Raw genomic sequence first — 19957 nt, forward strand, 5'->3', positions numbered from 1 at the left:
GCCATGGGTATCTTTTCCATCGCCAGCCAGCACATTCGCTTCGCCGTGAAGCTGGCGTGCGCCATCGTGCTGGCGCTGTTTGTCGGCTTCCACTTCCAGCTTGAAACTCCTCGCTGGGCGGTGTTAACGGCCGCCATTGTCGCGGCGGGTCCTGCCTTCGCCGCGGGCGGGGAGCCCTATTCTGGCGCGATCCGCTATCGCGGGATGCTGCGTATTATCGGGACGTTTATCGGCTGCTTCGCGGCGCTGACCATTATTATTCTGATGATCCGCACCCCGTTGCTGATGCTGATGGTCTGCTGCATCTGGGCGGGTTTCTGCACCTGGATTTCGTCTCTGGTGAAAGTGGAAAACTCTTACGCCTGGGGGCTGGCGGGCTATACCGCGCTGATTATTGTCATCACCATTCAGTCTGAACCTCTGCTCGCCCCGCAGTTTGCGGTTGAGCGCTGCAGCGAGATTGTGATTGGCATTGTCAGTGCAATCGTCGCTGACCTGCTGTTCTCCCCGCGCTCCATCAAGCAGGAAGTCGACCTTGAGCTTGACGCGCTGTTGGTTGCCCAGTACCAACTGATGCAGCTCTGCATTAAGCACGGCGACAGCGAAGAGGTGGATAGAGCCTGGAGCGGACTGGTACGTCGTACGCAGGCGCTGGAAGGGATGCGCAGCAACCTTAATATGGAGTCCTCGCGCTGGGCTCGCGCGAATCGTCGCCTGAAAGCCCTCAACACCGTCTCTCTGACGCTGATTACCCAGGCATGTGAAACCTATTTGATTCAGAACACCCGGCCGGAAGCGGTCACCGATACGTTCCGCGAACTGTTTGCCGAGCCGGTGGAAACCGTGCAGGACGTGCACAAGCAGCTTAAGCGCATGCGCCGTGTCATAGCCTGGACAGGGGAGCGCGACACGCCGGTGACGATCTACACCTGGGTCGGTGCCGCGACGCGCTATCTGCTGCTGAAGCGCGGCGTGATCGGGAACACCAAAATCAGCGCGGCGGAAGAAGAGGTGCTGCAGGGCGAAGTGGTGATCAAGGCGGAATCCGCCGAGCGCCATCACGCCATGGTCAACTTCTGGCGTACCACGCTGGCCTGTATGCTCGGCACGCTGTTCTGGCTGTGGACGGGCTGGACGTCCGGCAGCGGCGCGATGGTGATGATTGCCGTCGTGACCGCACTGGCGATGCGTCTGCCTAACCCGCGAATGGTTGCCATTGATTTCCTCTACGGCACCATTGCCGCCCTGCCGATAGGCGCGCTCTATTTTCTGGTCATCATCCCGTCTACCCAGCAGAGCATGCTGCTGCTCTGTATTAGTCTGGCGGTAATGGCGTTCTTTATCGGCATTGAAGTACAAAAGCGGCGCCTGGGATCGCTGGGGGCGCTGGCGAGCACGATTAACATCATCGTGCTCGATAACCCGATGACCTTCCATTTCAGCCAGTTCCTCGACAGCGCGTTAGGTCAGCTGGTGGGCTGTTTCCTGGCCATGATGGTGATACTTCTGGTTCGGGATAACTCGCAGGCAAGAACGGGCCGCGTGCTGCTGAACCAGTTCGTGTCGGCTGCCGTGTCGTCGATGACAACCAATACCGCGCGCCGTAAAGAGAACCACCTGCCCGCGCTCTACCAGCAGCTGTTTTTACTGCTGAACAAGTTCCCGGGCGATATCGCGAAGTTCCGCCTGGCGTTAACCATGATCATCGCGCACCAGCGTCTGCGTAACGCGCCGGTGCCGATCAACGACGATCTGTCGGCCTGGCACCGCCAGCTGCGTCGTACCGCCGATCACGTGCTTTCCGCCAGCAGCGATGACAAACGGCGTCGTTACTTTACGCAGCTGCTTGAAGAGCTCGATATCTACCAGGAGAAGCTAAAGCACTGGGAAGCACCGCCTCAGGTGACCGAGCCGGTAGGACGGCTGGTGTTTATGCTGCATCGCTACCAGAATGCCCTCACGGATAACTGACTGAAGTAAAAAACCGACGCCAAAAGCGTCGGTTTTTTTGTGGCTATACTTATTCCAGCACGTTCTTACATTTCAGGAAGGGAGGACACATGACGACCCAGGCGCTTCAGGATCACATCCTTTTTCAGACCGGTTATCTGGTCAACGGAATCTGGAAAACGCTGGACACGACGTTCGATGTACTTAACCCCGCGACCGGGGAAGTCATCGCGAAAGTGGCCAAAGCGGGTAAAGCACAAACCGAAGACGCTATCGCAGCGGCCACCAAAGCCTTCCCGGCCTGGCGTGCCAAAACCGCAAAAGAGCGTTCGGCGATTCTCTACCGCTGGTACGAACTGATTATTGAGAATAAAAGCTGGCTCGGGCGGTTAATGACCACCGAACAGGGCAAACCCCTGAAAGAGGCTGAGGGAGAAGTCGAGTACGCCGCCAGCTTTATCCAGTGGTTTGCCGAAGAAGCCAAACGCGCGAACGGTGAAATTATTCCGCCGATCAAACCCGGCTCACGCATTCTGGCGACCCGTGAACCCATTGGTGTGGTCGCGGCGATTACGCCGTGGAACTTCCCGATGGCCATGCTCACCCGCAAATTAGGCCCGGTGCTGGCAGCAGGATGTACCGGGGTGATCAAACCGGCCAATAACACACCGCTTAGTGCCTTTGCGCTGCTTACCCTGGCAAAACAGGCCGGCGTACCCGACGGCGTGCTCAACGCCGTGGCCGGGAATACGCATGAAATCAGCGATGCGATTATGGCAAGCCGGGACGTGCGTAAAATCTCCTTTACGGGTTCAACCTCCGTCGGCAAAACGCTGGTGCGTAACGCCGCAGAAACCATGAAGAAAGTCTCGATGGAGCTGGGGGGAAATGCTCCTTATATCGTTTTTGAGGATGCGGATATCGACGCAGCGGTTAAGGGGGCGATCGCCAACAAGTTCCGCAATGCCGGGCAGGTCTGTGTCAGCGTGAACCGTTTTTATATTCAGGAAACCGTCTACGACAAATTTGTGAATAAACTTGCCGATGCGGTGAATGGGCTGAAGGTGGGCAATGGTCTTGACGAAGGGGTGGTCGTCGGGCCGCTGATTGAACCTTCTGCGGTCAACAAGGTGCGTGAGCATGTCGACGATGCCGTTGCCCGGGGCGCAATCGTACTGGCTGGGGGTAAGCCCCATCCGCTTGGTGGGAATTTCTGGATGCCAACCGTACTGGGCGACTGCCATGAAGGCATGAAGCTGGCAGAAGAAGAGACGTTTGGCCCGGTGGCAGCGTGCTTCCGTTTCACCTCGGAAGATGAAGTTATCCAGCGCGCCAACAACACGCCCTATGGGCTGGCGGCTTACTTCTATACCCAGAATCTCTCACGGGTCTTCCGCGTTTCACAGGCAATCGAGAGCGGGATGATTGGCATTAACGAGTGTGCCGTCTCCACGGAGCTCGGCCCCTTTGGGGGCGTAAAAGAGTCAGGTCTTGGACGAGAGGGCTCCGTGCTGGGGCTGGAAGAGTATCTGGAAGTTAAAACCCTGCATATTGGGGGATTATAATAGACAGGGCGGCATCTGCCGCTCGCCTGGACTGGGTGGCTGGCAATGAAAACCTATACGTTTGATTTTGACGAGATCGACAGTCAGGAAGACTTCTACCGTGAATTTATCCGGGTGTTTGATCTTGAACGGGAAAGCGTGACGAATCTGGATACGCTGTGGGACGTGGTGACCGGCAGTCTGCTGCCGCTACCGCTGGAAATTGAGTTCATCCATTTGCCCGATAAGCTTCGCAGACGTTTTGGCGCGCTGATATTGCTTTTCGATGAAGCGGAAGAAGAGCTTGAAGGGCAGCTGCGCTTTAACGCGCGGCATTGAATCAAAAAAAAAGCCCCTGACCATGAGGCCAGGGGCAAGTCGTATGATGAGATACGACGAGGGTTTATTTATACAGCTCTGCCGTTGCATGCCAGTGGTCACCCTGATTCAGTTCGGTGACGCGATAGCTGCTGGCGCCTGCTTTTTCAGCTTTGGCGGCAAGTTCGTGACGAATATCCATCGGGGAACCGGTGACTGACGTCACGGATACGCTGCCCATTGGCTGCAGATTTTGTGCCTGGTCGGCATTCACCTGCTGTACGGCTGCACTTGCGCCGAAAGAGAGAACGGATGCCAGACCGAGGGTTGCGATGATCAATTTGGTTTTCATAGTCTTTACTCCTGAATAGGGTTTTTTACTCAACGGCGAGAAGGGTTGAACCGCTATTTTTATGCCTGGTGCCGTTGAGGGGAGATTTACGTTTTCAGTTATTACTAAAACTTATTTGTACAGCTCAGCGGTGGCGTGCCAGTGGTCACCAGAACGCGCTTCGATGATGCGATAGGATGACGCACCCTGTTCTTCCGCTTTTTTGTTCAGCATCTCACGCATGTCCATTGGCGATGTACCGACCGCGCCGACAGAAACCGTACCGATGGCCTGGCGGGATTGCGCCTGGTCAGCATTGATAGAGTCGGCAGCGAAAGCACCGAATGACAGGACAGACAGGACGCTCAGCGCCGCTACAGTTGATTTGATTTTCATGATTCTTACCTCGTCGAATTTTTTAGTGGGGTCTTGTTTCGTGACCCTCATCACAAAATCAAGTATACACTAATAACGGTAAAAATTAATACCAGACTAATGGTTTCTATTGTTATTACGTGTTAACCAGACTATTTTTTATAACCAAATTGCATAATATTGGGTGTTTTTTGTTCGATTTTGGTGGTTATATCTAATTAAATCATATGGATAGTAGCTTTTGATTTTTTGTGCGATTTTTTGATTTAGCATTCACCAGATGAATGTTAATGGGTGGTAAAAAGCACTATTTGTCAAAGTGAAGGGCAGTAGAAAAGAGGGGGAAACGCAGCGTAAGCAGAACGATCCCCGTAGCGACGCTACGGGGAGAGGGGATTAGAGTTCCTGTTCGAACAGAACCAGAATCGCTTCGTGGAGATCTTTCACGGAGAAACCGCTGGCTGGTGTGGTAAAGATGGTGTCATCGCCGGCGATAGTCCCGAGGATCCCCTCCGTTTTACCCAGCGAGTCCAGCATGCGGGCAATCAGCTGTGCGGCGCCAGGGCTTGTGTGGATCACCACTACGGCGTCGTTATGATCGATATCCAGAACCAGATTTTTGAGCGGGCTGGAGGTGGTCGGCACGCCAAGTTCTGCCGGCAGGCAATAGACCATCTCCATCTTGGCGTTACGGGTACGCACCGCGCCAAATTTCGTTAACATGCGGGAGACTTTCGACTGATTGATGTTATCGAAGCCTTGTTCCTGCAGCGCCTGAACAATTTCTCCCTGAGAACTGAATTTCTCTTCTTTGAGTAGCGCCTTAAACGCCTTTACTAATTCTTCTTGCTTAGACGAGCTTCGCATAAGTCACCCGGAATATGACGATAGAAACAACATTATTATGCATGCTGATGAATTTTTATGCAAATTATCTACCCAGCGCCAGGCTGAAATAATGTTATGAAAGGGAGTGATTTTATCAGATTTCGTTATCAGAAAACATGCCTGGGTCACGCCGCGCAAATAAGCTTAAAAGTAAATTAAATGTTATCAAAATGATGTTGTTTTGGTGGCGGGGCAGGGTGTATTGTAACCACCTCTTAATGCGTTGCCATTTGTCGTCAGATAGCCTTCTGATGAGAGATAAAGTCGCGTGACCTCAAATTCTTTAGCTACGAAAATTGTAATTATTTACTTGCTGAATTATGGTCGCCGCAACGGATTTACAGATACTTAAGTTAACCATAATAAGGAGTTTAGGATGAAAGTCGCAGTCCTCGGCGCTGCTGGTGGTATCGGCCAGGCGCTTGCCCTACTACTGAAAACCCAACTGCCTTCAGGCTCAGAACTCTCCCTGTACGATATTGCTCCGGTAACCCCAGGTGTGGCGGTTGACCTGAGCCACATCCCGACCGCTGTAAAAATCAAAGGCTTCTCCGGTGAAGATGCACGTCCTGCACTGCAGGGTGCTGACGTGGTGCTGATTTCTGCAGGCGTGGCGCGTAAGCCAGGCATGGATCGTTCAGACCTGTTCAACGTCAACGCGGGCATCGTGAAAAACCTGGTGCAGCAGATTGCAGAAATCTGCCCGAAAGCATGCATCGGTATCATCACTAACCCGGTGAACACTACCGTGGCTATCGCGGCAGAAGTGCTGAAGAAAGCGGGTGTTTACGACAAAAACAAACTGTTCGGCGTGACCACGCTGGATATCATCCGTTCTAACACCTTTGTTGCTGAGCTGAAAGGCAAACAGCCAACAGAAGTGGAAGTGCCGGTCATTGGCGGTCACTCTGGCGTCACCATCCTGCCTCTGCTGTCGCAGATCCCAGGCGTGAGCTTCACCGAGCAGGAAGTGGCTGACCTGACTAAACGCATCCAGAACGCGGGCACCGAAGTGGTGGAAGCGAAGGCGGGTGGCGGTTCTGCAACCCTGTCTATGGGCCAGGCAGCTGCGCGTTTTGGCCTGTCACTGGTTCGCGCTCTGCAGGGCGAGAAAGGCGTTGTTGAATGCGCTTACGTTGAAGGCGATGGCGAACACGCTCGCTTCTTCTCTCAACCGCTGCTGCTGGGTAAAAACGGTATCGAAGAGCGTAAATCCATTGGTACGCTGAGCGCGTTTGAACAACACGCGATGGAAGGTATGCTGGATACGCTGAAGAAAGATATCACCCTGGGTGAAGAGTTCGTTAACAAGTAAAACGAACCGTCTTCTGGCAAAAAAAACGGAGCTTATCGCTCCGTTTTTTTATGCTTGTCAGTTAGTGGCCGGATATTCCTGAATCGTCACATGCAGCGTCAGTTTCTTATCGTTGCGCATGACTTCAACAGGGATGATAGAGCCCGGACGAATCTCTGCCACCTGGTCCATCGTCTCCAGCGCAGAGACCGCTGGCGTGCCGTTGACCGACACAATGACGTCATTTACCTGAATACCCGCATTAGCGGCCGGGCCACCAGGCGACACTTCATTCACCACAATCCCCTGAATCTGATCGATACCACCGCCCTGGGTATGCATCGGTGCAATTTCGCGCCCGCCGATACCGATATAGCCGCGGATCACGCGTCCGTCGCGGATCAGCTTATCCATGATCTTGGTCGCCAGCTGGAACGGAATGGCAAAGCCGATCCCTTCCGGCGTCTCGCCGTCGTTACTCTTATCGAACGAGAGGGTGTTGATGCCCATCAGTTCGCCCAGCGAGTTGACCAGCGCCCCGCCGGAGTTACCGTGGTTGATGGAGGCATCGGTTTGCAGGAAGTTCTGCCGCCCGGAGGGGTTGAGGCCAATACGACCGGTCGCGCTAATAATCCCCTGGGTGATGGTCTGACCCAGGTTGTAAGGGTTACCAATCGCCAGGACGACGTCACCAATATGCGGGGTTCGTTTACGGTTGATCGGGATGACCGGCAAACCGCCCGTGGCGTTAATTTTCAGCACGGCCAGGTCGGTCAGGCTGTCAGATCCAACGAGTAACGCCTCAAATACGCGGCCATCCTGCAGGGCGACGATGATCTGGTCGGCATCGTTAATCACGTGCTTGTTGGTAATAATGTAGCCGCGCTCGTCCATGATTACGCCGGAGCCGAGAGTACGGATCTCCAGCTGGTTGTGGGCTGAGGTGTTCAGACCACGGTTATAGACGTTAACCACGGCAGGTGCGGCACGGCGGACGGCCTGGTTATAGGTGGCTGGCGTTTCATCCGTGCTATCGAACTGGGGAGCCGACAGTTTATTGAACTGACGTATAGACGGCAGCGCCAGCAGCAGCAGGCCAGCGACAATCAAACCGATGACAATAGAACGTAAGAGCTTTAAAAGCATGATGCGCGTGTCGTTAAAAAAGGAACGATTTGCAGCATAACATGAGTTATCCGGACATCACACGCAGCGGTGATGTCCGGGTCACAAATGCTTAGCGCAACAGTATATAGATGGACTCATTGCCACGCATGACCTGCAGGGCAATAACCGCCGGTTTACTTTCCAGCAACTTGCGCAGTTCGGCAATGGACTGCACGCGATTGCGGTTTACGCTAATGATCACGTCATCCTGATGCAATCCGGCCTGTGCGGCAGGGCTGCTCTTCTCGACGGTGTCGATGCGAATGCCTTTCGTACCGTCTTTCAGCTGCCCATCGCTCAACGTAGCCCCTTGCAGGGCCGGGGCGATAAGCTCCGCACTGGCAGAGGAAGAGGTGCTCTTATCCAGCGTGACTTCAACGTCCAGCGGCTTACCGTCACGTATCAGGCCCAGCTTCACTTTGGCACCAGGTTCCGTTGTGGCAATCCGCGAACGCAGTTCTGCAAAGCTGCTCAGCGGCTTGTCGTTGAGGCTGACGATCACATCACCCGATTTCACGCCCGCTTTTGCCGAGCCGGAGTTAGGCAGCACTTCACTGACAAACGCCCCGCGCTGTACGTTGATGTTGAACGCTTTTGCAATATCCGCGCTCATCTCCATGCCTTTAATACCCAGCAGCCCGCGTTTGACTTCGCCAAACTGAATGAGCTGTTGAGAGAGGGTTTTGGCCATATTGCTGGGGATAGCAAAACCGATCCCGATGCTGCCGCCGCCCGGGGCCAGAATCGCCGTGTTAATCCCTATCAGCTCGCCGTTAAGGTTGAGCAATGCCCCGCCGGAGTTCCCACGGTTGATGGAGGCATCGGTCTGGATAAAGTTTTCCAGCCCTTCCAGATTGAGGCCGCTGCGTCCCAGCGCGGAGACGATCCCGGAAGTCGCGGTCTGCCCTAAACCAAAGGGGTTGCCCACGGCGACGGCAAAATCGCCGACGCGCAGTTTGTCGGAGTCCGCGATGGCAATCTGGGTCAGGTTGCTCGGGTTTTGCACCTGCAACAGCGCGATGTCGCTCTGGTCATCTCCACCGATCAGTTTGGCATCGAATTCGCGGCCATCGTTCAGCTGGACGCTGATTTTATCGGCCTGGCTGATGACATGATTGTTGGTCAGAATATAGCCTTTTGCCGCATCAATAATGACGCCAGAACCCAGGCCTTCAAAAGGCTGAGCCTGCTGGTCGGGAGATTCATCGCCAAAATATTTTTTCAGTTCTTCAGGGACGCGTTGGCTTTGTACTGCGGTACCCTCAACCTGAACGCTGACGACCGCAGGCAACACTTTTTCCAGCATGGGGGCGAGGCTTGGAATGGCCGCCTGGCCAGGCACCTGGGTGGGGATGGCGGCGAATACAGGGACGGACGCCGAGAGAGATAACCCGACACTTAACGCGATAGCGCTCAACAGCTGGTTTTTTTTCTTCATCGATGTTGACTCTCGTAACCTGGAATAAAGGAAAAACGGCCCCAAAAACACGTTGATGTTATTGAATTTTAAACCGCTGAACAATGAGGTGTTTAACTAAATGATAGCTGGGGTCATCAAGAAAGGACGGGCGCAATCGCTGCGCCCGTAAAATAAATTCAGGTTGTGCGATTAATCGCGTTTTACACCGCCGCGCAGCAGGCCGGACGCGCCATCGGAATAGTCGCGAGGCATCTGAACGGGCGCCTGATCGTTACCGGCTTCAGAGTCAGCCAGACGGTTGCGGAACGGGTTGGTTTCCGCGGTCATTTCCGGCAGCAGGCTGCTGGAGCTTTTGGCCATATGTTGATACAGCTGACGATAGTCGGTCGCCATGTTGTCCAGCAGCTCGGCGCTACGGGCAAAATGGCTGACCAGCTCTTCACGATACTCTTCCAGCTCGGCTTTGTTCTTTTCCAGTTCGTACTGCAGTGACTGCTGCTGACGCAATTTGCGATTACCGAAACGCATGGCCACAGCACCGATAACGATGCCGACGACTAAACCGATTAGCGCATATTCCCAGGTCATGAACTTCTCCCGTTGTCTTGTTGTTCCGTAGGGTGTTGGCTCGGCTCCTGCCTGTGCCTGATAATGCCACTATAACCGCTATTTCCGTAGAAGTGGAATCCTGACGTATCATCGCGTAGTGTAGAACGGCCTTTTTTTCATCAGTCGCGTCTGCTGGTGAGCGTTAATTGAAGGAATAACAATAAGATTATGCAAAACCTGTCCCCTGCATCGCGATATCAACTGGCCCTAAACGAGGGCACTCATCAGCCGGATGACGTTCAACGTGAGGCGGTAAACCGTCTGGAGACGATTTATCAGGAGCTCACGGCAAAACCCGCTGAAGTCGAACAGAACGGTGGCCTAAAGGCGGCGTTTGGGCGGTTGCTCGGTAAAAAAACGCCGCAGGCTCATGCGCCGGTGCGCGGTTTATATATGTGGGGCGGGGTCGGTCGCGGAAAAACCTGGCTGATGGACCTGTTCTATCTGAGCCTGCCGGGCGCACGCAAACAGCGCCTGCACTTCCATCGTTTTATGCTGCGGGTGCATGAAGAGCTGACTGCGCTGCAGGGTAAAAGCGATCCGCTGGAGATTGTGGCCGACAGGTTCAAGGCGGAAACCGACGTGCTCTGCTTCGATGAGTTTTTTGTGTCTGACATCACCGATGCCATGCTGTTAGGTGGCCTGATGAAAGCGCTATTTGCCCGCGGAATCACGCTGGTGGCCACGTCGAATATCCCGCCGGATGAGCTCTATCGTAACGGCCTGCAGCGGGCACGCTTCCTGCCTGCCATCGACGCCCTCAAGCAGCACTGCGACATCATGAACGTCGATGCCGGTGTCGATTATCGTCTGCGAACCCTGACACAGGCGCACCTGTGGCTTTCGCCGTTAAATGCAGAGACCACCCGCGAGATGGATAAGCTTTGGCTGGCGCTGGCGGGGGCAAAACGTGAGCACGCCCCGGAACTCGAGATTAACCATCGCCCGCTGCCCACCCTTGGCGTCGAAAACCAGACGCTGGCGGTCTCTTTTACGACGCTCTGCGTGGATCCCCGCAGCCAGCACGACTACATTGCGCTTTCGCGTCTGTTCCACACCGTGATGGTGCTGGATGTACCGGTGATGACGCGGCTGATGGAGAGCGAAGCACGGCGCTTCATTGCGCTGGTGGACGAGTTTTATGAGCGCCACGTCAAGCTGGTGGTCAGCGCCGAGGTACCTTTATATGAGATTTACCAGGGCGAGCGGCTGAAGTTTGAATTCCAGCGCTGCCTGTCGCGCCTGCAGGAGATGCAGAGCGAGGAATACCTGAAGCTGGAGCATATGCCGTAACAAACGTCACCCTCTCCCTGTGGGAGAGTGGCTGGGGGGGAGGGCACCAGACGTTAATAAATGCCACCCTCTCCCTGTGGGAGAGGGGCCGGGGGGGAGGGCACCAGACCGCACAATACTTAACCCCGAAAAACCCATTCCAAATCACATTTAAGGGTCGATCTTTGGCCTCAACTTCTCTATAATCTTGCGACCCCACGTTACGAGAAGGTTTTTTTCCCGAAACTTTCTATGTGTCGGCATTAGCTATTCGAAGGGGTAGGTTTGCCGGACTTTGTCGTGTGAACCTCAACTGACTAAACGTTTGGGTGTTCACCAACGTGTAACTTATTATTTGGGTAAGCTTTTAATGAAAACTTTTACAGCTAAACCAGAAACCGTACAGCGCGACTGGTATGTTGTTGACGCGACCGGTAAAACTCTGGGCCGTCTGGCTACTGAACTGGCTCGTCGCCTGCGCGGTAAGCATAAAGCGGAATACACTCCGCACGTTGATACCGGTGATTACATCATCGTTCTGAACGCTGATAAAGTTGCTGTAACCGGCAACAAGCGTACTGACAAAGTGTACTATCACCACACCGGCCACATCGGTGGTATCAAAGAAGCGACCTTTGAAGAGATGATTGCCCGCCGTCCTGAGCGTGTGATTGAAATCGCGGTTAAAGGCATGCTGCCAAAAGGCCCGCTGGGTCGTGCTATGTTCCGTAAACTGAAAGTTTACGCAGGCAACGAGCACAACCACGCGGCACAGCAACCGCAAGTTCTTGACATCTAATCGGGATTATAGGCAATGGCTGAAAATCAATACTACGGCACTGGTCGCCGCAAAAGTTCCGCAGCTCGCGTTTTCATCAAACCGGGCAGTGGTAAAATCGTAATCAACCAGCGTTCTCTGGAACAATACTTCGGTCGCGAAACTGCCCGCATGGTAGTTCGCCAGCCGCTGGAACTGGTTGACATGGTAGAAAAACTGGATCTGTACATCACCGTTAAAGGTGGTGGTATCTCCGGTCAGGCAGGTGCGATCCGTCACGGTATCACCCGCGCTCTGATGGAGTACGACGAATCCCTGCGTTCTGAACTGCGTAAAGCTGGCTTCGTTACTCGTGACGCGCGTCAGGTTGAACGTAAGAAAGTGGGTCTGCGTAAAGCACGTCGTCGTCCACAGTTCTCCAAACGTTAATCCATTCTGCTTACGCAGAACGATTGGCGAAAAACCCGCTTCGGCGGGTTTTTTTATGGATAATGCGCAGGTTATCCACAATCTCCATGCATATATCTTCTCTTTTTCCACATTTCCAGAATCCCCTCACCACAAAGCCATCAAAATCTGGTAAACTATCATCCAATTTTCTGCCCAAATATCGGTGAATACTCGATTTTTGTTCGTTTCTTGAACAATGTGTTTTCTCTGGGATGGGCGATACAACATCTGGCTGGCCCCTGTTGGGCTGGTAGCAGTAAAAATTCTGAATATACCTGGAGGTTTTCATGGCTGTCGCTGCCAACAAACGTTCGGTAATGACGCTGTTTTCTGGTCCTACTGACATTTATAGCCATCAGGTTCGTATCGTGCTGGCCGAGAAGGGTGTCAGTTTTGAGATCGAGCATGTGGAAAAGGATAACCCGCCTCAGGATCTGATCGATCTCAACCCGAGCCAAAGCGTACCGACGCTGGTGGATCGCGAGCTGACCCTGTGGGAATCCCGTATCATTATGGAATATCTGGATGAGCGTTTCCCGCATCCGCCACTGATGCCTGTTTACCCTGTCGCGCGTGGTGAAAGCCGCCTGTACATGCAGCGTATTGAAAAAGACTGGTACTCGCTGATGAACGTTATCGTCAGCGGTTCAGCTTCTGAAGCTGACGCTGCGCGTAAGCAGCTGCGTGAAGAGCTGCTGGCTATCGCCCCGGTGTTTGGTCAGAAGCCGTTCTTCCTGAGCGATGAGTTCAGCCTGGTGGATTGCTACCTGGCACCGCTGCTGTGGCGTCTGCCAACCCTGGGCGTAGAGTTCAGTGGTCCTGGCGCGAAAGAGCTGAAGGGCTATATGACTCGCGTATTTGAACGCGACTCTTTCCTGGCATCTTTAACTGAACCGGAACGTGAAATGCGTCTCGGCCGAGGCTAATGACTGTGGAAATGTCACAACTTACCCCACGCCGTCCGTATCTGCTGCGCGCCTTCTATGAATGGCTGCTGGATAACCAGCTCACGCCGCACCTGGTTGTGGATGTGACGTTGCCGGGCGTGCTGGTTCCAATGGAATACGCGCGTGACGGACAGATCGTACTGAACATTGCGCCGCGTGCGGTGGGTAACCTGGAGCTGGCAAACGATGAAGTGCGCTTCAACGCGCGTTTCGGCGGCGTGCCGCGTCAGGTTTCCGTACCTCTGGCAGCCGTGCTGGCTATCTACGCGCGTGAAAACGGTGCGGGTACCATGTTCGAGCCGGAAGCGGCGTATGATGAAGATGTTGCCAGCCTGAATGATGACAACGCATCCGATGAGCGCGAAAGCGACACGGTGATGTCACTGATTGATGGCGATAAACCCGATCATCACGACGACAATGACCCTGATGACGATCCGCCTCCGCGCGGTGGTCGTCCGGCTCTTCGCGTCGTGAAATAAAAAACAGGCCCAATCGGGCCTGTTTTTTTACACTTCCAGGTAGTTCAGTATACCGTCAGCCGCCTTGCGGCCTTCGGCAATCGCCGTCACCACCAGGTCAGAACCGCGAACGATATCGCCACCGGCGAAGATTTTCGGGTTGCTGGTCTGGAACGCGTTATCGCTGCCTTCTGGCGCAATCACGCGGCCCTGCGAATCCAGTTCGACGCTGTGCTTCGCCAGCCACTCCATGCTGTGAGGACGGAAACCGAACGCCATCACCACGGCATCGGCCGGGATCACGTGTTCAGAACCGGCGACGATTTCCGCACGACGACGGCCTTTCGCATCCGGTGCCCCCATCTCCGTGCGCGCCATCTTCACGCCGCTCACTTTACCGTTGGCATTCACTTCAATACCCAGAGGCTGGATGTTGAACTGGAACTCCACGCCCTCTTCACGCGCGTTTTTCACTTCGCGTTTAGAACCCGGCATGTTCTCTTCGTCACGACGGTAGGCGCAGATCACGTGTGCCGCATTCTGACGAATGGAGGTACGCACGCAGTCCATCGCGGTATCACCGCCGCCCAGCACCACCACGCGTTTGCCTTCCATGCTGACGAATGGCTCATCCGCCGTTTCACCATAGCCCATAATCTGCTTGGTGTTGGCAATCAGGAACGGCAGCGCGTCGTACACGCCCGGCGCGTCTTCGTTCTCCAGACCGCCGCGCATGGACTGATAGGTGCCCACGCCCAGGAACACGGCGTCGTAATCCTTCAGCAGGTCGTCGAGCTGCACGTCGCGGCCCACTTCCACGTTCAGTTTGAACTCAATGCCCATGCCGGTGAAGATTTCACGGCGACGGGTCATGACCTCTTTTTCCAGCTTGAAGGCCGGGATACCGAAGGTCAGCAGGCCGCCGATCTCCGGATGACGGTCAAAGACCACCGCCTTCACGCCGTTGCGGGTCAGCACGTCCGCACAGGCCAGGCCTGCCGGGCCCGCGCCGATGATCGCCACGCGCTTGTCGGTTTGCTTCACGCCGGTCATATCCGGACGCCAGCCCATCTCGAACGCTTTATCGTTGATATAGCGCTCGATGTTGCCGATGGTCACCGCGCCGAACTCGTCGTTCAGCGTACATGAACCTTCGCACAGACGGTCCTGAGGACACACGCGGCCGCACACTTCCGGCAGGGTGTTGGTCTGGTGAGACAGCTCGGCGGCTTCAAAAATACGTCCTTCGTTGGCCAGCTTCAGCCAGTTCGGGATGTAGTTATGTACCGGGCATTTCCATTCGCAGTAAGGGTTACCGCAGGACAGGCAGCGGTCTGCCTGCGCTTTGGCCTGGCCCTCTGAAAACGGCTCGTAGATTTCAACAAATTCAATTTTGCGGATCTTCAGCGGTTTCTTTGGCGGATCAACACGCTGCAGGTCGATAAACTGGTATACGTTCTGGCTCATCTGAATTCCTTACTGCGCCTGCACGCGCAGCTCTGCTGCGCTACGACTACGGTGACCCAACAGGGCTTTAACATCGCTGGACTTCGGCTTAACCAGCGCGAATTTCGCAGAGAACGCTGGCCAGTTCGCCAGGATCTCTTCGCCGCGCGAAGAACCGGTATGCTGCACGTGTTCGGTGATCAAACCGCGCAGATGTTCTTCGTGGATAGCCAGCGTATCAACGTCCAGCACTTCCACCAGCTCCGGGTTCACGCGTTTGCGGAACTCACCGTCTTCATCCAGGACGTAGGCAAAACCACCCGTCATGCCCGCGCCAAAGTTCACGCCGGTTTTACCCAGAACGCAAACAATCCCGCCCGTCATGTATTCACAACCGTTATCGCCAATGCCTTCCACCACGGTGATGGCACCGGAGTTACGCACCGCAAAACGCTCGCCCGCACGGCCTGCTGCGAACAGACGACCGCCGGTCGCGCCGTACAGGCAGGTGTTACCGATGATGCTGGCTTCATGGCTGCGGAAGGCTGAACCGACCGGAGGACGCACCGCCAGCAGACCGCCCGCCATGCCTTTGCCGACGTAGTCGTTGGCATCGCCGGTCAGGTAAAGCTCAACGCCGCCTGCGTTCCACACGCCGAAGCTCTGACCCGCGGTACCGCTGAAGTGCGCGGTAATCGGATCCGCCGCCAGCCCCTGGTCACCGTGCGTTTGCGCGATATAACCGGAAAGGGAGGCGCCCACGGAGCGGTCGGTGTTGCGGATATCAAACCAGAACGTTTTGCTCTGCTTGTCGTCCACGTACGGCTTCGCCTGCTGCAGCAGCTGTGCGTTCAGCACGCCGTTATCGAACGGCGGGTTGTTCTCGGTGCAGTAGACCGCTTTGCCCGGGTGCGGCTGCGCGGTTTCCAGCAGCTTAGACAGCTCCAGCTTCTGCTGCTTCGCCGTGAAGCCTTCCAGCTCTTTCAGCAGGTCGGTACGACCAATCAGATCCACCAGACGTTTAACGCCCAGCTGCGCCATCAGCTCGCGGGTTTCGCGGGCGATGAAGTCAAAGTAGTTGGTTACTTTGAACGGCAGACCGTGATAGTGATTCTTACGCAGCTTCTCGTCCTGGGTTGCCACGCCGGTTGCGCAGTTGTTCAGGTGGCAAATACGCAGGTATTTACAGCCAAGCGCAACCATTGGGCCGGTACCGAAGCCGAAGCTTTCCGCGCCGAGGATCGCCGCCTTGATGATGTCGAGGCCGGTTTTCAGACCACCGTCCACCTGCAGGCGGATCTTATGACGCAGACCGTTAGCCACCAGCGCCTGCTGGGTTTCCACCAGGCCAAGCTCCCACGGACAGCCCGCATATTTCACGGAGGAGAGCGGGCTTGCACCGGTACCGCCGTCGTAGCCGGCGATGGTGATGAGGTCCGCATAGGCTTTCGCCACGCCGGTGGCGATGGTGCCGACCCCCGGTTCGGAAACCAGCTTCACGGAGATCATCGCCTTCGGGTTGACCTGCTTCAGGTCGAAAATCAGCTGCGCTAAGTCCTCGATAGAGTAGATATCGTGGTGCGGCGGCGGGGAGATCAGCGTCACGCCCGGTACCGAGTAGCGCAGTTTGGCGATGTACGGGGTAACTTTATCACCCGGCAGCTGGCCGCCTTCGCCCGGTTTCGCACCCTGAGCGACTTTAATCTGAATCACGTCGGCGTTGACCAGGTACGCTGGCGTTACGCCAAAGCGACCGGATGCCACCTGCTTGATGCGGGACACCTTGTTGGTACCGTAACGGGCCGGATCTTCACCGCCTTCGCCGGAGTTAGAGTTGCCGCCGATGCTGTTCATGGCTTCCGCCAGCGCTTCGTGGGCTTCCGGGCTCAGCGCGCCGATGGACATCGCCGCGGTGTCGAAGCGTTTGAACAGCTCGGATGCCGGCTCAACCTCGTCAATGCTGACCGCTTCATCACCCGGGTTCAGGGCAATGAGGTCGCGCAGCGTTGCCGCCGGACGGTTGTTCACCAGCTCAGCATACTGCTGATAATCACGGTATTCGCCGCTCTGAACCGCCTGCTGCAGTGTGCGCACCACGTCCGGGTTGTAGGCGTGGTATTCGCCGCCGTGAACGTATTTCAGCAGACCGCCCTGATCCAGCGGCTTACGTGCCAGCCAGGCGCGTTTGGACAGGTTCACCAGATCCTGCTGGAAGTCAGCAAAACCGGCGCCGCCGATGCGGCTGACCACGCCCTGGAAGCAGAGGTTGGCGACCTCGTCATGCAGGCCGACCGCTTCAAACAGCTTCGAGCAGCGGTAGGAGGCAATGGTCGAGATGCCCATTTTGGACATGATCTTGTACAGACCTTTGTTGATGCCGTTACGGTAGTTCAGCATCACCGCGCGGTAATCTTTGTCGATCGCGCGGGTATCCACCAGACGGGCCAGCGTTTCGTAGGCCAGGTACGGGTAGATCGCCGTCGCGCCAAAGCCCAACAGCACGGCAAAGTGGTGCGGGTCGCGGGCGCTGGCGGTTTCAACAATGATGTTGGCGTCGCAGCGCAGGCTCTTATCGACCAGACGCGTCTGGATAGCGCCAACCGCCATCGGGGCAGGTACCGGCAGACGGTTTTTCGCGATGTTGCGGTCAGACAGCACCAGCAGAACGGTACCGTTACGCACCATCTGTTCGGCTTTGTCACACAGCGCATTCACCGTCTCTTCGAGGCTCGCTTCGTTCACGTCGAAGGTAATATCGAGCGTGTCGGCGCGGTAGTGCTCCTCTTTCATGGTGGTAAGCTGTTTGAAATCGGAGTACAGCAGGATCGGCGATTTAAAGGTCAGACGGTGTGCCTGGCCTTCGGCCTCGCAGAAGACGTTCATCTCGCGACCGATGCTGGTGGCCAGCGACATCACGTGTGCTTCACGCAGCGGATCGATCGGCGGGTTGGTGACCTGCGCGAACTGCTGGCGGAAGTAGTCATAAATGATGCGCGGCTGGCTGGAGAGTACGGCAAACGGGGTATCGTCACCCATCGAGCCGACCGCTTCCTGACCGTTCTCACCGAGCACGCGGATGACGGAGTCGAGCTCTTCCGCGCTGTAGTTAAACTGCTTCTGGTAGCTTGCGAGGGTATCGTCGTCCAGTTCGCGGCTGCCCACTTCTTCGTCCGACAGATCTTCGAACGGCACCAGACGACGCACGTTCTTCTCCATCCACTCTTTGTACGGATGGCGGCTTTTCAGATCGTTGTCGGTTTCGGCGGAGTGCAGGATGCGCCCACCGCGGGTGTCGATTACCATCAGCTCGCCCGGACCGACACGGCCTTTCTCGACCACTTCGTCAGGCTGGTAATCCCAGATCCCGACTTCAGAGGCGCAGGTGATAAGCTTGTCTTTGGTGATGACGTAGCGTGCCGGACGCAGACCGTTACGGTCCAGGTTACAGGCGGCAAAACGGCCGTCGGACATGACGATGCCCGCCGGGCCGTCCCACGGCTCCATGTGCATGGAGTTGAAGTCGAAGAACGCGCGCAACTCAGGATCCATATCCGGGTTGTTCTGCCAGGCCGGTGGCACGAGCAGACGCATGGCGCGCACGATATCCATCCCGCCCGCCAGCAGCAGTTCCAGCATGTTATCCATCGAGCTGGAGTCAGAGCCGGTTTCGTTCACGAACGGTGCGGCATCGTGCAGATCGGGGATCAGCGGCGTCTGGAACTTATAGGTACGGGCGCGGGCCCACTGGCGGTTACCGGTGATGGTGTTGATCTCGCCATTGTGCGCCAGGTAGCGGAACGGCTGAGCCAGCGGCCAGCGTGGAACGGTGTTGGTGGAGAAGCGCTGGTGGAACAGGCAAATGGCCGATTCCAGACGCAGGTCCGCCAGGTCCAGGTAGAAGCGCGGCAGGTCAGCCGGCATACACAGACCTTTATAGATGTTCACCAGGTTAGAGAGGCTACAGACGTAGAACTCTTTATCGTCCTGGAGACGTTTTTCAATACGGCGGCGGGCAATAAACAGACGGCGTTCCATATCACGCGGACGCCAGCCCGCAGGCGCGTTGACGAAAATCTGTTCAATACGAGGCAGCGAGGAGAGGGCGATTTCACCGAGTACCCCTTCGTTGGTTGGCACATTGCGCCAGCCGACAATCGACAGGGTTTCACGCTGAAGTTCTTCTTCGACGATGCGGCGTGAGGCGGCAGCCTTTTCAGGATCCTGATTCAGGAACAGCATGCCGACAGCGTAGTTTTTGGCTAAACGCCAGCCGCGCTCTTCCGCCACGATGCGGAAGAAACGATCCGGTTTTTGCAGCAGCAGGCCGCAACCGTCGCCGGTTTTACCATCGGCAAGGATGGCGCCACGGTGCTGCATACGGGCCAGTGCGTGAATAGCGGTACGCACTACCTTGTGGCTAGGTTCGCCTTCTATGTGGGCGATCAGGCCGAAACCACAGTTATCCTTCTCAAGGGATTTATCGTACAACATATCAGTGAACCTCCCCAGGCTCGTCGGGCTTCCCACTGAACTTTACCGTGGCGCACAGGCACAGAAAGAGCATGGCGACGGGGTTTGCGTTTCATACGCGGACCTCGCATTCGCCCTCTTTTTCATCCTTTCGCGCAGGTAAACAAGTTTGAGGACTTGCTTCAGAGGGAATCTCAATTACTGCATAAATATGATGAGCAGGCCGCTCATCCAGAA

17 protein-coding genes are annotated in these 19957 nt (G+C 55.8%); 9 read left to right on the top strand and 8 right to left on the bottom strand.

Annotated features, from left to right (window positions below; genetic code table 11):
* The first annotated feature begins 3 nt into the window (after window positions 1–3).
* The 3 genes from aaeB (at window position 4) to AC0TN7_RS12385 (ending at window position 3833) form a co-directional block, all read left to right on the top strand.
* Window positions 4–1971 carry a p-hydroxybenzoic acid efflux pump subunit AaeB gene (gene aaeB, locus AC0TN7_RS12375; RefSeq protein WP_473702182.1) on the top strand — a complete coding sequence of 656 codons (1968 nt, stop codon included), beginning with the start codon at window positions 4–6 and terminating at the stop codon, window positions 1969–1971.
* Between the two features lie 89 nt (window positions 1972–2060).
* Window positions 2061–3515: an NAD-dependent succinate-semialdehyde dehydrogenase gene (locus AC0TN7_RS12380; protein WP_473702183.1), complete on the top strand. Its 1455-nt coding sequence runs from the start codon at window positions 2061–2063 to the stop codon at window positions 3513–3515.
* A 45-nt stretch (window positions 3516–3560) separates the two neighbouring features.
* The gene (locus tag AC0TN7_RS12385) at window positions 3561–3833 is read left to right on the top strand and encodes a barstar family protein (RefSeq protein ID WP_008502839.1); all 273 of its coding nucleotides are present in this window, start codon (window positions 3561–3563) and stop codon (window positions 3831–3833) included.
* A 64-nt stretch (window positions 3834–3897) separates the two neighbouring features.
* Here AC0TN7_RS12385 and yhcN (AC0TN7_RS12390) read toward each other — a convergent pair whose 3' ends face one another.
* The 3 genes from yhcN (AC0TN7_RS12390) to argR all read right to left on the bottom strand — a co-directional run bounded on the left by yhcN (AC0TN7_RS12390) (window position 3898) and on the right by argR (window position 5385).
* The gene (gene yhcN, locus AC0TN7_RS12390) at window positions 3898–4164 is read right to left on the bottom strand and encodes a peroxide/acid stress response protein YhcN (protein ID WP_024906332.1); all 267 of its coding nucleotides are present in this window, start codon (window positions 4162–4164) and stop codon (window positions 3898–3900) included.
* 111 nt (window positions 4165–4275) lie between these two features.
* Entirely contained in the window at window positions 4276–4539 is a 264-nt protein-coding gene (gene yhcN, locus AC0TN7_RS12395; RefSeq protein ID WP_024906333.1) for a peroxide/acid stress response protein YhcN, read from the bottom strand.
* A gap of 375 nt (window positions 4540–4914) precedes the next feature.
* The gene (gene argR, locus AC0TN7_RS12400; protein WP_023309388.1) at window positions 4915–5385 is read right to left on the bottom strand and encodes a transcriptional regulator ArgR; all 471 of its coding nucleotides are present in this window, start codon (window positions 5383–5385) and stop codon (window positions 4915–4917) included.
* 397 nt (window positions 5386–5782) lie between these two features.
* Between argR and mdh the strand changes: the two genes are divergently transcribed.
* Complete coding sequence (gene mdh, locus AC0TN7_RS12405) at window positions 5783–6721, top strand: malate dehydrogenase (RefSeq protein WP_023309387.1); 939 nt, start codon at window positions 5783–5785, stop codon at window positions 6719–6721.
* 57 nt (window positions 6722–6778) lie between these two features.
* On the opposite strand, the gene degS is transcribed toward mdh, so the two are convergent.
* The 3 genes from degS to zapG form a co-directional block, all read right to left on the bottom strand.
* The gene (degS, locus tag AC0TN7_RS12410; RefSeq protein WP_024906334.1) at window positions 6779–7846 is read right to left on the bottom strand and encodes an outer membrane-stress sensor serine endopeptidase DegS; all 1068 of its coding nucleotides are present in this window, start codon (window positions 7844–7846) and stop codon (window positions 6779–6781) included.
* Window positions 7847–7937: 91 nt separating this feature from the next.
* Window positions 7938–9305, bottom strand: coding sequence for a serine endoprotease DegQ (degQ, locus tag AC0TN7_RS12415; protein WP_024906335.1), 1368 nt, complete (start codon window positions 9303–9305; stop codon window positions 7938–7940).
* 171 nt (window positions 9306–9476) lie between these two features.
* Window positions 9477–9875 (bottom strand): Z-ring associated protein ZapG, encoded by a 399-nt coding sequence (gene zapG / locus AC0TN7_RS12420; RefSeq protein WP_008502832.1) that lies wholly within the window; start codon window positions 9873–9875, stop codon window positions 9477–9479.
* Window positions 9876–10064: 189 nt separating this feature from the next.
* On the opposite strand from zapG, the gene zapE reads away from it, so the two are divergent.
* From zapE to sspB, 5 genes are all read left to right on the top strand, one after another.
* A complete protein-coding gene (zapE, locus tag AC0TN7_RS12425) occupies window positions 10065–11189 on the top strand; it encodes a cell division protein ZapE (RefSeq protein WP_473702184.1) in 1125 nt (374 codons plus the stop codon).
* A 349-nt stretch (window positions 11190–11538) separates the two neighbouring features.
* Window positions 11539–11967 carry a 50S ribosomal protein L13 gene (gene rplM, locus AC0TN7_RS12430; RefSeq protein ID WP_006178824.1) on the top strand — a complete coding sequence of 143 codons (429 nt, stop codon included), beginning with the start codon at window positions 11539–11541 and terminating at the stop codon, window positions 11965–11967.
* Between the two features lie 15 nt (window positions 11968–11982).
* Window positions 11983–12375, top strand: coding sequence for a 30S ribosomal protein S9 (rpsI, locus tag AC0TN7_RS12435; protein WP_003860436.1), 393 nt, complete (start codon window positions 11983–11985; stop codon window positions 12373–12375).
* A 308-nt stretch (window positions 12376–12683) separates the two neighbouring features.
* Entirely contained in the window at window positions 12684–13322 is a 639-nt protein-coding gene (gene sspA, locus AC0TN7_RS12440; protein WP_023333624.1) for a stringent starvation protein SspA, read from the top strand.
* A gap of 5 nt (window positions 13323–13327) precedes the next feature.
* Complete coding sequence (gene sspB / locus AC0TN7_RS12445; RefSeq protein WP_024906337.1) at window positions 13328–13825, top strand: ClpXP protease specificity-enhancing factor; 498 nt, start codon at window positions 13328–13330, stop codon at window positions 13823–13825.
* A gap of 27 nt (window positions 13826–13852) precedes the next feature.
* Here the strand turns inward: sspB and gltD are convergent, their stop codons facing one another.
* A complete protein-coding gene (gltD, locus tag AC0TN7_RS12450) occupies window positions 13853–15271 on the bottom strand; it encodes a glutamate synthase subunit GltD (RefSeq protein ID WP_023309377.1) in 1419 nt (472 codons plus the stop codon).
* 9 nt (window positions 15272–15280) lie between these two features.
* Window positions 15281–19741: a glutamate synthase large subunit gene (gene gltB, locus AC0TN7_RS12455; protein ID WP_032645059.1), complete on the bottom strand. Its 4461-nt coding sequence runs from the start codon at window positions 19739–19741 to the stop codon at window positions 15281–15283.
* Between the last annotated feature and the right edge of the window lie 216 nt (window positions 19742–19957).

It is taken from the genome of Enterobacter sp. PL_is511, from assembly GCF_055816065.1.